The sequence below is a fragment of the Actinoplanes sp. NPDC049316 genome (assembly GCF_040677315.1).
GTDB lineage: Bacteria > Actinomycetota > Actinomycetes > Mycobacteriales > Micromonosporaceae > Actinoplanes.
Map to the genome: position 1 here is coordinate 180,769 of NZ_JBFAQM010000004.1, position 12,581 is coordinate 193,349.

The following is a 12,581-nucleotide window of genomic DNA, read 5'->3' on the forward strand; positions in this document are numbered from 1 at the left end:
CAGCGATGATCAGCAATGTCCTGAAGGCTGTGGCACTCGGCGCCGTCCTCGCCGTGTCCGGCTGCGCCGGCGACGACGCCGCGGCCGGCCGCCCCGCCGCGACCGCGGCCGGCTCGAACACGGATGCCGTCTGCGCGCGCTGGATGGCGGCGCAGAAACCGTTCCTGCTGCACACCGCGCCCGAGGCCAAGGCGTACGCGCAGGCCGTGGCCGACTCGTACCAGGGGAAGGAGACACCCGGCGCCCGGGAGATCCAGCGCGCGTACTGGTCCGGGTGGGCGGACGTGATCCGGCCCCTGGCGGACCAGGCGGACGCGCCCGAGCTCAAGGCGGCACTCACCGCTGAGGTCACCGAACTCGACCGGCGGGCCACCGCGGAGCAGGCGGACGCGTCCGAGCAGGCCTTCAACCCGGTCCAGGAGCTCTGCCTGCATGCCGGCGGCCCCGCCGCGCAGGTCACCACGGCGGAGTGAGGCGAAGGGCGCGCCGGTAGGATCGCCGGATGCAGACGACGGATCCGACGCGACCGCTGAAGTGGTACGCCGGCCTCGCCGCGGTCTTCTTCGGCATCGTTCCGGCGGTGATGGTCGCCCTCCTGGTGGCGAGCGGCAACACCCCGCGGTCCGTCGGCCTGCTGCTGATCGGCGGGGTGCCGCTGGTGCTGGCCGGGCTGGTCAGCGTCGTGCAGGGCTTCCGGGCGGCCGATCCGGCCTGGGCGGAGCGCCGGCTGCGGCTCGCGATGGCGTTCATCGCGGGCGCGGACGTGCTGCTGCTCGGCGGCAACGCGCTGATCCGCATGGCGACCGGCTGACCCGATCCGCCGGTCACCCTCTGCGGTACGGCGCGATGAGATCGGTACGCCAGCGGGCCGGGTCGGGCTCGGTGCGCGGGTCGGTGTAGTAGACCTCCCAGTGCGGCCCGGACGGCTCGCAGGCGTGCTCCTTCATCCAGTGCGCGACCGCCTCGTACGCCACGGGCAGGCCCTCGTAGCGGCCGCGGTGTGTCGTGACCGCCGCGGGACCGCCGGGCAGCGAGGATGGCACGACGCGGCCCAGCGCCAGGACCGGGCCGGCCACCGGGAACCCGGCCTCCACCTCGACGACGTCGTCGTGGAAGGAGAACCGGGCGTACGGCGGCCCGGCCGGCTCCAGGCGCGCGCTGCCGAGGTACCCGATCACCTCCTGGAAGGCGCCGGCCAGCCAGGAACTCACCTGGGTCTGCGGAAGGCTGGCGGCCACCGAGGCGGTGGCCTGCTCCGCCAGCTCGCGGGCTTCGATGCGATACGCCATGGTCGTCCCCTTACCTCGAGCCCTGCAGCTCGCGGTCGATGTCCTCATCGGTGATCGGCCGGGCGCGGTAGACGTTCCAGGCGCCCAGCAACCACAGCACGCCCCACCCGGCGATGACCCAGCCGGGCCAGAAGTATCCGAAGCCGGTCATCGCCCAGATCGCGACGAGGAACGCGTTGATCGCGAGGTAGGACACGAGGTCGGCGTACAGCTTGCGCTTCTTCTCGATCCGCCGCCGCGCCCATTCCCGTTGCGAGTGCGGCGACGGCGAGTCGGAGCGGCTCATGCCGGGTGTGATCAACTCAGCCATCACGTCACCCCCCTCCATCGTCAGCGTCGGCCCGGCGGGCCGGGACCTGCCAGAGTCGTTGGGCCCTCCCGCCCGTGACCGGCCGGTGGTTGGCGTCGGGCTCTGCGGGGGCTTCGCTGGAGCAAGTGGCGGTACTGCCGCAGCCCGTACCCGCCGTGGCGGCTCATCGGCGAGGCCGACGTGGCGCACGTGCTGCGGGAGATCACCGCTCGTGGTCCTCGGGTGGACGCGCTATCCGGCTACGACAGCACACCGTGGACGTTCCGGGCCTTCGACCGGTACCGGGGGGACCGTTACCGGACGCTGCGGGCCGGCGAGGAGCTGCGTATCAGCGCGGCACTGCTGGACTCGAAGGCGCAGAGCCCACGGTAGGGCGCCGGCCGTGGGGAGCCGGTCGGCCACGGGTTCGTGCCGGTCGGCCCTGCCCGGTCACCGCCGCGCTGTGGCATACGGGTACGCATGGGTGAGGCGAGGACCGACCTCAGCCCGGCTGTCGACGCGCGGGCCGGGGCCGAGGGAACGCGCATCGACCTGGACGACGTGTGCCGGCACTTCACGGTGGGCGGCAACGTCGTCCGGGCGCTGGATCAGGTGAACCTGCACGTCGACGAGTCGGCGTTCCTGGTGGTGCTGGGGCCGTCCGGGTCGGGCAAGACGACGCTGCTGAACCTGATCGGCGCCCTGGACGCGCCGACGTCGGGCACGATCCGGCTGGCCGGGACCGAGCTGACCACCGCGTCCCGGGCCGAGCGCACCCGAATCCGCCGCCGTACGGTCAGCTTCGTCTTCCAGAGCTTCAATCTGTTCCCCGCGCTCACGGCGCTGGAGAACGTCCAGTTCGGCGCGGACGTGGCGGGGCGGGCACACGCCGAGCGGGTCGCGGAGCAGGTGCTGGAGCAGGTCGGCCTCGGCGAGCGCGGCCGGCATTTCGCCCACCAGCTGTCCGGCGGCGAGCAGCAGCGGGTCGCGATCGCGCGGGCGCTGGCCACCGGCAACCCCATCCTGCTGGCCGACGAGCCGACCGGCGAGCTCGACTTCCGCACCGGCGTGCAGATCCTGGAGCTGCTGCGGGCGCAGGCCGAGGCCGGCAAGACGGTCGTCGTGGTGACCCACAACCGGGAGATCTCGCGGGTCGCCGACCGGGTGATCGAGCTGTCCAGCGGCCACATCGTCGCGGACGGTCCGCCCGTGGGCGGCCGCGCCGCCCTCGCCGACCTGCACTGGTAAGGGGTGTGCGCCGTGCGCCGATTCCGGTTCTGGACGCGGTGGTCCTGGCGGGACCTGCGGCGTCGGTGGCTGCTGGTCACCGCGATCGCCCTGGTCATCGCGCTGGGCACCGGAACGTACGCGGGCCTGCTCGGCACCTCGGCGTGGCGCACCCAGTCCAACGACGCGAGCTTCGCCGCCGTCCACACGCACGATCTGCGGGTGTCGCTGCCGCAGGGCAGCCAGGTCCCGGAGGGCCGGCTCGCCGCCCTGGTGTCCGGCCTGCCCCACGCCGCGGACGTGACCGGGGCGCGGGAACGTCTCGTCGTCCCGACCCAGATCGCCGGACCCGGCGGGCTGCTGGTCACCGGGGAACTCGTCGGCACGGACACCCGTCCCGGCCCGGCGGTGGACGGCGTCTGGGTCAGCGAGGGGCGGGCACTCGGCGCCGGAGACGACGGCCGGCCGCGGGTGGTGGCCGAGGCCGTCTTCGCGCGCAAGAACGACCTGCCGACGCCGGCCGAGCTCACCGTCTCCGGCGGCGCCGCGCTGACCGTCGTGGGCCGCGGCCAGTCCCCGGAGTACTTCCTGATCACCGGCGCCCAGGGCGGTGGCACCCCGTTCCTGAGCCAGAAGTCGTACGGCGTGCTCTTCGGCTCCCTGCACACGGTCCAGCGGGCCACCGGCGCGACCGGCGTGGTCAACGACCTCGTGCTGACCCTGCGCCCCGGCGCGGACCGCGACGCCGTCGCCGCCGAGCTGCGCCGCGCGCTCGACGCGGCACAGCCGCCGGTCGCGGCGACCATCGGCACCCGCGACGACATCGACGCCTACCGCATCCTGTACGACGACATCGACGGCGACGCCAAGCTGTGGCGGGTCGTCGCCGTGCTCGTGCTGCTCGGCGGCGCGCTGGCCGCGCTCAACCTCACCACGCGGATCGTCGAGGCGCAGCGTCGCGAGATCGGCATCGGGATGGCGCTGGGCGTGCCGACGCGGCTGCTGGCCGTACGGCCGTTGCTGTTCGGCGCGCAGGTCGCCCTGCTGGGAGTGGGGCTGGGCCTGCTCGTGGGCTGGGCGATCGGGATCCCGCTGCGGGGCCTGTTCACCGACATGGTGCCGCTGCCCATCTGGCGTACCCCGCTGCAGCTGGACGTGTTCGCCCAGGCCGCCGCGCTCGGTTTCGTGCTGCCGTTCGCCGCCGTGGCCTGGCCGGTCTGGCGGGCGCTGCGGGTGCAGCCGGTGGAGGCCATCCGGGTCGGACACCTCGCCGCGCGCGGGGGCGGCCTGGTCGTGCTGCTGCGCCGGCTGCGCCTGCCGGGGCCGGGCTACCACCAGATCCCGGTGCGCAACGTCCTGCGTACCCCGCGCCGCAGCGCGCTCACCGCGCTCGGGATCGCCGCCGCGATCACGACGCTCGTCACCGTGTTCGGCTTCCTGGACTCCTTCCGCGGCACCCTCGACCGGGCCGAGGACGAGCTCCTGCACGCCGCTCCCGACCGGGTCGCCGTCACCCTCGACACGTTCCAGCCGCTGGACGGCGACGTGGTGCGGCGGGTCGCGGCGCTGCCGCAGGTCGCCTCGGTGGACCCCGGTCTGCTCACGACCGGCACGGCCCGCGCCGGCGACCGGAGGGTCGACCTGGTCGTCGAGGTCGTCGCCGGCGACGCCGGCTGGACGCCGACGCTGACGAGCGGCTCCGCGCACGGCGGCATCACCCTGGCTGCCAAGGCGGCCGGCGATCTGGGCGTACGCGTCGGCGACACGGTCACCGTCGAACATCCGCAAGCCACCCCCGACGGGCTACGCACCGTGCAGACGCCCATGCGGGTCACCGGCATCCACCCCAACCCGATGCGGATGCTGGCGTACCTCGGCCAGGACTCCGCCGCCGCGTTCGGCCTCACCGGCACGGCCAACCTGCTGACCGTCACGCCCGCGGCCGGCGTCGCGCCCGACGCCGTACGGCGCTCGCTGCTGGCCGTCCCGCACGTCGCCTCCGCCCAGACGGCTCAGGCCGCGACCGAGGGCATGCGGGCCAGCCTCGACGAGTTCGTCGGCGTCCTGCAGGTCGCCGCCGCGGTCACCCTGCTGCTGGCGCTGCTCATCGCGTTCAACACCACGACCATCGGGGTGGACGAACGCGCCCGCGAGCACGCCACCATGCTCGCCTTCGGGCTGCCGCCCCGGACCGTGCTCGGCATGACGACCGTCGAGACCGTGCTGGTCGGCGGCGCCGGAACCGTCGTGGGCATCCTCGGCGGGTACGCGCTGCTGCGCTGGCTGACCGCCACCACCATCCCGTCCGTCCTGCCGGAGATCGGCGTCACCGCCACGCTGTCCGGGCTGACCGTCGCCGAGGCCCTGGCGCTGGGTGTCCTCACCGTCGCCGTGGCGCCGCTGTTCACGCTGCGTCGTACCCGCCGGATGGACATCCCGACCACGCTGCGGGTGATGGAGTAGCCGGGACCTCTCTCGCAGCCGGCGGGTCGATGGGCCCTGGCACCGCGGTGTCCGGCGGCGCGACCGTCGACAGGTGGTGGCAGGTGCGGCGGGCTCCACGAGCGGTTCCGCGCTCGGCCGGCGGGACGACGCGCCGGCCCGGTGGGCGGCCGGACGCCTGCGGTACCTGGACAACCTCAAGGTCGTCCTGATCGCGGCGATCATCGCGATGCATGCGGTGCTCGGGTACGTCGGGTCGATGGAGGTGTGGTCGTACACCGAGGTGCGCGAGACGACGCTCAACCCGGTGGTCGAGGCCACGCTGCTCGTGCTGATCACGCCGTTCGGGCTGTGCGTCATGACGATGTTGTTCCTCGTCGCCGGGCTGCTCACCCCCGGGTCGCTGGAGCGCAAGGGCACCGCGCGGTACGTGCGCGGCCGGCTGCTGCGGCTGGGGGTGCCGTTCTTCGCGTACGTCCTGCTCGTGCAGCCGGCGGTCATGTACGCCCTCGAGCACCCGCTGGGCAACGCGCCGGGCTCGTACTGGGCCAACATCGTCGACGACGAGGGTGTCCTCGACTCCGGTCCGCTGTGGTTCGTGGGCGTCCTGCTGATCTTCTCGCTCGGGTACGCCGGCTGGGTGCGGGCCGGGCTCGGCCGGGCCGGCACGCGCAAGAACGGTCGCATCACCGTCGGTCGTCTGGTGCTGACAGCCGCGGTGGTGGCGCCGGCGTCGTTCCTGGTCCGGCTGATCTATCCGTACGGCAGCGACAGCGGTTTCACCGACCTCAACTTCTGGCAGTGGCCGGCGTGCCTGGCGATGTTCGGGGTGGGTGTCAGCGCCGTACGCCACGGCTGGCTGACCCGGGTCCCCGAGCGGGTCTACCGGCAGAGCCGTGCCGTGACCGCCGCTGCCGTCGCCGGGTGCATGGTGCTGCTGAGCGTCGCCGGGCTGCTCGAGCGGATCGACGACATGATGGGCGGCGTGCAGTGGCCCGCGGTGGCCTTCACCGCGGTCGAGACCGTGCTGTCGGTGTTCGGGCCCGTGTGGATGCTGGGCGCGGCGCAGCGGCATCTCGGCGTACCGCTGCGGTGGGCCGGACCGGCGGTGGCCCGCAGCTCCTACGGCGCGTTCATGGTGCAGACGCCGGTGCTGATCGGCCTGGCCGCCGCGTTGCGCGTCGTCGCGCTGCCCGCGGAGGCGAAGGCGGTGCTCGTGGCGGCCGGGGCGGTCGTGGCGTCGTTCTGGCTGGCCTGGCTGCTGATCAGCCGGGTACGCGGGGTGGCGCGGGTGCTCTGATCGGTGGGTGAGGGCGATGAAGGTGGCCATCGGCGGGACGCGGGCGGGGACGTTCGCCAAGTACCTCGCGTTCGGGCTGACCGTGCTGCTCGCCGCGTTCGGCGGGGCGTTCCTGATCGGCGAGACCGTCATGGATCCCGGCGGCCCCGTGGTCGTCGCGTCGGTGGTCTGCTGGGGCGTGGCCACGGTCGCGCTCGCGGCGTACGCGCTGTGGCGCCCCGGACCGGCCACCCGGACGCTGACCGTCCTGGCGATCGTCGTCGCCGCGTTCATCGTGGCGGACCTGGTGCTGCGGTTCGTACCCCGCGGGCTCGGGCCCGCCGGCTCGGCCTGCGCCCTGGCCGTGGCGACCGGTCTGGGCTTCCTCGGCGTACGGCGGCCCGCGGCGGCCGGCCGGTTGCTGCTGCTCGTCGGCGTGGCGGCCGTCGGGGCGGGCGGTTCCGGCGTGGCCCTCGCCGGCCCGGTGCTGGTGATCGCGGCGCTGTTCCTGCTCGCCGGCGTCAGTTCCCGGCGTACTTCTTGATGCTGTCCTTGAACGCCATCCGCTCGCATGCCTGCTCGTCGTCGTACGCCTTGTTGGCGCTGGTGTTGTCGCCGTACCTGAGGGCCACCGGGTCGCCGCCGACGCTCACCTCGTGACCGCGATCCTTCAGGCACTTCGCCGTGACGCGCAGCAGGTCCACGTACCGGGGGTTGGTCCGGGCCTCGCGCTCCATCCAGGTCTCCGGGTAGAGGTGCTGGCACTTGCGGGCCGCCGCCTTGCTCTTCGGGTCGTCACCCATCCGCGGTTTCGGCCCCGATCCGGCCGCGGCGCCCTCGTTCCTCAGGCACTGGGCGAAGATCGCCACGTACCGGTCGAAGTCCTCCGGGCCGTCGTCGGGCCGCACCACCGGCCGCTCGGGGGTGCCCGCCGAGGCGCTCGGCGCCGGACCGGCGGAGGTCAGCGTGGCGACCCGCGAACCGTCGGAAGGCGTGGATCTGCTGCAGCCCGCGGCAGCCGACAGGCACAGCAGGGCAGCGGCGGCCGCGGCGAGGTTTCTGATCGACATGCGCCCACTATCGGGGCCGCGTGTCAGGAACCTGTGAGGGTGAACGTCACGTCGTCCACATCGAACGCGGTGGTGCCGCCGCCCGCGGGGCGGTCGAGGGACTAGCCCAGCTGGTCGCGGCGGCGGGTCAGGTACGCGGTCTCCGCCGTGTTGCCGGCCAGCTCGATCGCCCTGTCGTACGCCGAGCGCGACTCCCGGCTGCGGCCCAGGCGGCGCAGCAGTTCGGCCCGGGTCGCGTGGTACGCGTGATAGCCGGCCAGCCTCGCCTCCAGACGGTCGACGACCGCCAGCGCCACCTCGGGCCCGTCGAGCTCCGCGACCGCGATCGCCCGGTTGAGGGCGACGATCGGTGAGGGGTCGAGGCGGACGAGCTGGTCGTAGAGTGCGACGATCTGCGACCAGTCGGTGTCGCGGGCCTCGCGGGCCCAGGTGTGCACCGCGTTGATCGCCGCGAGGATCTGGTAGCGGCCCGGGGCCACCCCGGCGGCCAGCCGCTCGCGTACCAGGCGGTGGCCCTCGGCGATCAGCGTCCGGTCCCACGCCCCGCGGTCCTGCTCCTGCAGCGGCACCAGCTCGCCGCTCCTCGAGACCCGTGCGGCGCGGCGCGCCTCGATGAGCAGCATCAGCGCGAGCAGGCCGGCCACCTCGCCGTCGCCGGGCAGCAGCGTACGGAGCAGCCGGGTGAGCCGGATCGCCTCGGCGGTCAGGTCCGCGCGGACCGGGCCGGCGCCGGGGCCGGTGGCCAGATAGCCCTCGTTGAACACCAGGAACAGCACCGCGAGCACGCCGGAGACGCGGGCCGGGAGGTCCTCCGCCGACGGCACCCGCCACGGGATCCGGGCCGCCTTGATCTTCGCTTTCGCCCGGGTGATCCGCTGACCCATGGTGCTCTCCGGCACCAGGAAGGCCCGGGCGATCTCCGGCATGGTGAGACCGCCCACCAGGCGCAGCGTGAGCGCCAGGCGGGCCTCCATCGCCAGCGCCGGGTGGCAGCAGGTGAAGATCAGGCGCAGCCGTTCGTCGTCGATGACGCCCGGCGGCCCGGGCGGGGTGTCGTCGTACACCATCTGCGCCTGCAGCTGCTTGTCGTCGCGCTTGCTCTCGCGGCGGATCCGGTCGATGGCCCTGCGGTTGGCGGTCGTGGTGAGCCAGGCGCCGGGATTCGGGGGCACGCCGTCGGCCGGCCAGCGCTCGACGGCCGTCGCGAACGCCTCGGCCGCCGCCTCCTCGGCGACGTCGAGGTCCCCGAAGCGCTTCGTCAGGGACGCGACCATCCGCGCCCACTCCTCGCGATGGGCGCGGGTGATCGCCGCCGACACGCCGGTCATCCGGCGAGGAACGGCCGTACCTCGACCCGGCGGTTGCAGTGTCTCGATCCCTCGGCGGCGAGCTCCAGCGCCACGTCGAGGTCGGGGGCCTCGATGATCCAGAAGCCGGCGAGGTACTCCTTCGACTCCACGAACGGCCCGTCGGTGACCACCGGCCCGGCGCCCCGGTTGTCGATGACGGTGGCCGTGTCCGGGCCGCCGAGGCCGCCGGCGAAGACCCAGTGGCCCTCGGCCTGCAACCGCTCGTTGAACGTGTCGATGGCCGCCATCTCCTCCGGGGTGGCCGAGCCGGTCCGGTCGTCGATCACGGAGAACAGGTACTGCATCTCGATTCCTCTCTGTGGGCCGCCGCTCAACCCTGCAACGAACGACCGGGCCCGGATCCGACAATCACCCCCATGAGATCTCTGTTCGCGTACCAGCAACGCGCCGAGGCGGTCCTCGTCCGATACTTCGACGAACTGCCGGACCGCCTCCTGCCGGCCGGCGGGCGCTGGCCCGCGCGGACCGTCGAGCTCCTGCGCGAGCTGACGCTGCGGGGCGGCAAGCGGCTCCGCGCCGCCGTCGTCCACGCCGCGGCCGGGCTGGTCACGGACGCGGACGTGCCGGGGCTCGACAGCGCGGTGCTGGGCGTCGAGCTGCTGCACACCCACGGTCTCGTGCACGACGACATCATCGACGACGCGGCGACCCGCCGGGGCGGTCCGTCGACGCATCACGCGTACCGTGCGGAGGTCGCGGAACCGCAGGCGCGCAATCTGGCCATCCTGGCGGGCGACCTCGCGGCCTTCCTGTCCGTGCAGGCCGTCCTCGACGCGCCGGTACCGGCCGCCCTGCGCCACGCCATGGCGGCGGTGCTGAGCCGGGCCTCCGCCGACGCGGTGCTGGGGCAGATCCTCGACCTCGAGCGGGACGCCACGCCGCAGGCCGGCCCCGGCTTCCTCGACCTGGTCACCGATTACAAGAGCGCACGCTATTCGATCCTGGCGCCGCTGCGGCTGGGCTTGCTCGCCGCCGGCGCCGAGCCCGGCGACCATGACGAACAGCTGCGACGGTACGCGTGGCACGCCGGCATCTACGAGCAGATGCGCGACGACTACCTCGACCTCTTCGGCGACGAGGGCCGCACCGGCAAACCGGTCGGCGGCGACATCCGGGCCGGGCGGCGGACGTACGTGGTGCGGGCCCTGCTGGAGGCCCCGGGGACGCGGGAGCTGCTGCTGCCGGCGCTCGGCGATCCGGCCGTCGCGCCCGGGGCCGTCGCGCGGCTGCGGGAGCGGGCGATCGAGCTCGGTGTCGCACGGCGCCTGCGCGAGACGATCCGCAGCCACGCCGAGGCCGCCTCCGCCGAGGCCGCGGCGTGGGGCTGGTGGCGTACGGAAGGGGTGGCGTTCTTCTGCGACCTCCCGCTGGTGAACATGGACCGGATCGGCTGACCTGCGCGCTGCGCCCGGCGCGCGAGCGCCGGGCGGGCTAGCGTGGGTCCGACGTGGGGAGCGTGCATGAGTCTGGAAAAAGTGATCTTCGGGTTCTTCGTGCTGCTGGCCGCGACGCTCAACTTCGGGTTCTTCATCGGCGACCTGTCCGACCCGTCGCTGCACAACGTGTACGAGCTGTTCGCCGCGGTCGTCGTCAGCCTCATCGCGACCGTGCTGAAGTTCGGCGACCGCACCCAGATCGGCGCGGTCCACCTGGCCACCAGCCTGGTCGCGGACCTGCAGCTCATCGCCGCCGCGCTGGTGTGGGGGTACGCCACGCAGATCTCGTCGGCGGGCCTGGACGGCGCGGCGATGGCGAGCGTGGTGTCGCTGTCCGGCGGCGCCCTGCTGGCCAACCTGGTCTCGGTCGTGCTGCTCGTGGTCGAGACCGTGTCGTTCCACCGCCGGTGAGGAGGAGGGGCCGTGGCCGGTTCGGCACTGCGGGCGTGGCGGCAGTCCGCCCGGTCGGCGGAGACGTCGTCCACGATCTTCCTGATCCTGCGCCGGATGCGGGCGCCGCTGATCGTCCTGATCACCATCTTCGCCGTGAGCGTGCTGGGCCTGACCCTCATCCCGGGCCGCGACGAGGCCGGGCACGCGGTCCGGATGGGCTTCTTCGACGCGTTCTACTTCATGAGTTACACGGCGACGACCATCGGGTACGGCGAGATCCCCCATCCGTTCACCGGCGGCCAGCGGCTGTGGGTGATGGCCACGATCTACCTGACGGTCATCGGGTGGGCGTACGCGATCGGATCGCTGCTGACCCTCCTGCAGGACCGCGGGTTCCGGCAGGCGCTCGCGCTGCAGCGCTTCACCCGGACGGTGGCCCGGCTGCGCGAGCCGTTCCTGCTCGTCGTCGGGTACGGGCAGACGGGGCAGCTGCTAGGCCGCTCGCTGGACGCCATCGGCCGGCGCTTCGTGGTGCTCGACGCCTCCGGGGAACGCGTCGACGTGCTGGACATCGACTCGTACCACGCCGACGTCCCCGGGCTGGCCGCCGACGCCGGCAACCCGCAGGCGCTGGGCGTGGCCGGCCTCGAGCACCCGCGCTGCGAAGGGGTCCTCGCGCTGACCGACGACGACGAGGTCAACCTGGTCGTCGCCATGACCGCCGCGCTGCTGCGGCCCGAGCTGCCGGTCATCGCAAGGACCGTCTCGCCGGCGATCGAGCAGCGGATGCGGGCCTTCGGCTCCCCCGCCGTGGTCAACCCGTTCGACCGCTTCGGCGACCACCTGCGCGTCGCCCTGCGCTCGCCGGCCTCGTACCAGCTGATGTCCTGGCTGGAGAGCGGCCCGGGGGCGCAGCTGCCGCCGCGGGGCCGGCCGCCGACCGCCGGGCGCTGGGTCATCTGCGGGTACGGCCGCTTCGGCAAGAAGCTCGCGGAGGACCTGCGCGCCGAGGGTCTCGACCTGACCGTGATGGACCTGCGGCCGGACGCGACGCCCGAGCCCGGCATCGTCGTGGGCGACGCCTGCGAACCCGCCGTGATGGCCCGCGCCGAGCTGGAGGACGCGGTCGGTTTCGTCGCCGGCACCGACAACGACACGACGAACCTGTCGCTCATCGCCGCCGCCCGCCGGATCAACCCCGCCCTGTTCATCGCCTCCCGGCAGAACCGTCCCGCCAGCGCGCCGCTGTTCGCCGCGATGGAGACCGACCGGCTCCTGGTGCCCACCGAGACGGTCGCCCGGGAGATCTACGCGCAGCTGAGCACCCCGCTGCTGTGGCGCTTCCTGCAGGACATGCCGGCCCGCGGCGACGACTGGGCGGCCGGCATCATCGAGCGCCTCACCCGGCACTGCGGCGACCGCCTCGGCAGCGTGTGGAAGATCGCGCTCACCCGCCGGGACGCGCCGGCGCTCGAGCCGTACGTGCGCACCGGCGACGCCACAGTCGGCGGACTGCTCCGCAGCCCTCAGGACCGCGACCAGGCCGTCGCCGCCGTGCCGCTGCTGCTGCAACGCGACGCCGGGACCATCCTCGGGCCCGGCGACGACGTGACGCTGGAGCCGGGCGACGAGCTTCTCCTCGCCGGACGGCCCTCGGCGCGGCGCGCGCTGCTCGACACCATGACGCACCACGCCGTCAGCGAGTACGTGCTGACCGGCCGTACGGTTCCCTCGGGCTGGCTCTGGCAGCGCGTCACCGGGAAGGTGCCGCGCACCCGGTGACCTG

15 protein-coding genes are annotated in these 12,581 nt (G+C 73.6%); 10 read left to right on the plus strand and 5 right to left on the minus strand.

Features of this window, described 5'->3' with window-relative positions:
• The first annotated feature begins 5 nt into the window (after positions 1-5).
• Together AB0K03_RS08250 and AB0K03_RS08255 are read left to right on the plus strand one after the other, a co-directional pair.
• On the plus strand, positions 6-473 hold the full coding sequence (locus tag AB0K03_RS08250; RefSeq protein WP_364682046.1) for a hypothetical protein: 468 nt from the start codon (positions 6-8) through the stop codon (positions 471-473).
• A gap of 29 nt (positions 474-502) precedes the next feature.
• Complete coding sequence (locus tag AB0K03_RS08255; protein ID WP_364682048.1) at positions 503-811, plus strand: hypothetical protein; 309 nt, start codon at positions 503-505, stop codon at positions 809-811.
• Positions 812-824: 13 nt separating this feature from the next.
• Here the strand turns inward: AB0K03_RS08255 and AB0K03_RS08260 are convergent, their stop codons facing one another.
• Together AB0K03_RS08260 and AB0K03_RS08265 are read right to left on the minus strand one after the other, a co-directional pair.
• The gene (locus AB0K03_RS08260; protein ID WP_364682050.1) at positions 825-1,289 is read right to left on the minus strand and encodes a GyrI-like domain-containing protein; all 465 of its coding nucleotides are present in this window, start codon (positions 1,287-1,289) and stop codon (positions 825-827) included.
• Between the two features lie 10 nt (positions 1,290-1,299).
• The gene (locus AB0K03_RS08265; protein ID WP_364682052.1) at positions 1,300-1,599 is read right to left on the minus strand and encodes a 2TM domain-containing protein; all 300 of its coding nucleotides are present in this window, start codon (positions 1,597-1,599) and stop codon (positions 1,300-1,302) included.
• Between the two features lie 180 nt (positions 1,600-1,779).
• Between AB0K03_RS08265 and AB0K03_RS08270 the strand changes: the two genes are divergently transcribed.
• From AB0K03_RS08270 to AB0K03_RS08290, 5 genes are all read left to right on the plus strand, one after another.
• Positions 1,780-1,971 carry a hypothetical protein gene (locus tag AB0K03_RS08270; protein ID WP_364682054.1) on the plus strand — a complete coding sequence of 64 codons (192 nt, stop codon included), beginning with the start codon at positions 1,780-1,782 and terminating at the stop codon, positions 1,969-1,971.
• An 87-nt stretch (positions 1,972-2,058) separates the two neighbouring features.
• Positions 2,059-2,826, plus strand: a complete 768-nt coding sequence (locus tag AB0K03_RS08275) for an ABC transporter ATP-binding protein (protein WP_364682056.1) — start codon at positions 2,059-2,061, stop codon at positions 2,824-2,826.
• 12 nt (positions 2,827-2,838) lie between these two features.
• Complete coding sequence (locus tag AB0K03_RS08280; protein WP_364682058.1) at positions 2,839-5,268, plus strand: FtsX-like permease family protein; 2,430 nt, start codon at positions 2,839-2,841, stop codon at positions 5,266-5,268.
• A gap of 73 nt (positions 5,269-5,341) precedes the next feature.
• On the plus strand, positions 5,342-6,547 hold the full coding sequence (locus AB0K03_RS08285; RefSeq protein WP_364682060.1) for an acyltransferase: 1,206 nt from the start codon (positions 5,342-5,344) through the stop codon (positions 6,545-6,547).
• A 16-nt stretch (positions 6,548-6,563) separates the two neighbouring features.
• Entirely contained in the window at positions 6,564-7,070 is a 507-nt protein-coding gene (locus tag AB0K03_RS08290; protein WP_364682062.1) for a hypothetical protein, read from the plus strand.
• On the opposite strand, the gene AB0K03_RS08295 is transcribed toward AB0K03_RS08290, so the two are convergent.
• From AB0K03_RS08295 to AB0K03_RS08305, 3 genes are all read right to left on the minus strand, one after another.
• Positions 7,048-7,596 (minus strand): hypothetical protein, encoded by a 549-nt coding sequence (locus tag AB0K03_RS08295; protein ID WP_364682063.1) that lies wholly within the window; start codon positions 7,594-7,596, stop codon positions 7,048-7,050. The genes AB0K03_RS08290 and AB0K03_RS08295 overlap by 23 nt on opposite strands.
• Before the next feature lie 101 nt (positions 7,597-7,697).
• On the minus strand, positions 7,698-8,924 hold the full coding sequence (locus AB0K03_RS08300; RefSeq protein WP_364682065.1) for a DUF6596 domain-containing protein: 1,227 nt from the start codon (positions 8,922-8,924) through the stop codon (positions 7,698-7,700).
• Complete coding sequence (locus AB0K03_RS08305) at positions 8,921-9,250, minus strand: YciI family protein (protein ID WP_364682066.1); 330 nt, start codon at positions 9,248-9,250, stop codon at positions 8,921-8,923. Before AB0K03_RS08305 ends, AB0K03_RS08300 begins: the two co-directional genes overlap by 4 nt.
• A gap of 72 nt (positions 9,251-9,322) precedes the next feature.
• Here AB0K03_RS08305 and AB0K03_RS08310 point away from each other — a divergent pair, with 72 nt between their 5' ends.
• The 3 genes from AB0K03_RS08310 (at position 9,323) to AB0K03_RS08320 (ending at position 12,577) form a co-directional block, all read left to right on the plus strand.
• On the plus strand, positions 9,323-10,360 hold the full coding sequence (locus AB0K03_RS08310; RefSeq protein WP_364682067.1) for a polyprenyl synthetase family protein: 1,038 nt from the start codon (positions 9,323-9,325) through the stop codon (positions 10,358-10,360).
• A 66-nt stretch (positions 10,361-10,426) separates the two neighbouring features.
• A complete protein-coding gene (locus tag AB0K03_RS08315) occupies positions 10,427-10,813 on the plus strand; it encodes a DUF6394 family protein (RefSeq protein WP_364682069.1) in 387 nt (128 codons plus the stop codon).
• Positions 10,814-10,825: 12 nt separating this feature from the next.
• Positions 10,826-12,577, plus strand: a complete 1,752-nt coding sequence (locus AB0K03_RS08320) for an NAD-binding protein (protein ID WP_364682070.1) — start codon at positions 10,826-10,828, stop codon at positions 12,575-12,577.
• Positions 12,578-12,581: the final 4 nt, after the last annotated feature.

Excerpts from the sequence above, each read along its gene's own strand:
- AB0K03_RS08250 (WP_364682046.1), top strand. The coding sequence starts at position 6 with ATGATCAGCAATGTCCTGAAGGCTGTGGCACTCGGCGCCGTCCTCGCC.
- AB0K03_RS08255 (WP_364682048.1), top strand. The coding sequence starts at position 503 with ATGCAGACGACGGATCCGACGCGACCGCTGAAGTGGTACGCCGGCCTC.
- AB0K03_RS08260 (WP_364682050.1), bottom strand. The coding sequence starts at position 1,289 with ATGGCGTATCGCATCGAAGCCCGCGAGCTGGCGGAGCAGGCCACCGCC.
- AB0K03_RS08265 (WP_364682052.1), bottom strand. The coding sequence starts at position 1,599 with ATGGCTGAGTTGATCACACCCGGCATGAGCCGCTCCGACTCGCCGTCG.
- AB0K03_RS08275 (WP_364682056.1), top strand. The coding sequence starts at position 2,059 with ATGGGTGAGGCGAGGACCGACCTCAGCCCGGCTGTCGACGCGCGGGCC.
- AB0K03_RS08290 (WP_364682062.1), top strand. The coding sequence starts at position 6,564 with ATGAAGGTGGCCATCGGCGGGACGCGGGCGGGGACGTTCGCCAAGTAC.
- AB0K03_RS08295 (WP_364682063.1), bottom strand. The coding sequence starts at position 7,596 with ATGTCGATCAGAAACCTCGCCGCGGCCGCCGCTGCCCTGCTGTGCCTG.
- AB0K03_RS08300 (WP_364682065.1), bottom strand. The coding sequence starts at position 8,924 with ATGACCGGCGTGTCGGCGGCGATCACCCGCGCCCATCGCGAGGAGTGG.
- AB0K03_RS08305 (WP_364682066.1), bottom strand. The coding sequence starts at position 9,250 with ATGCAGTACCTGTTCTCCGTGATCGACGACCGGACCGGCTCGGCCACC.
- AB0K03_RS08310 (WP_364682067.1), top strand. The coding sequence starts at position 9,323 with ATGAGATCTCTGTTCGCGTACCAGCAACGCGCCGAGGCGGTCCTCGTC.
- AB0K03_RS08315 (WP_364682069.1), top strand. The coding sequence starts at position 10,427 with ATGAGTCTGGAAAAAGTGATCTTCGGGTTCTTCGTGCTGCTGGCCGCG.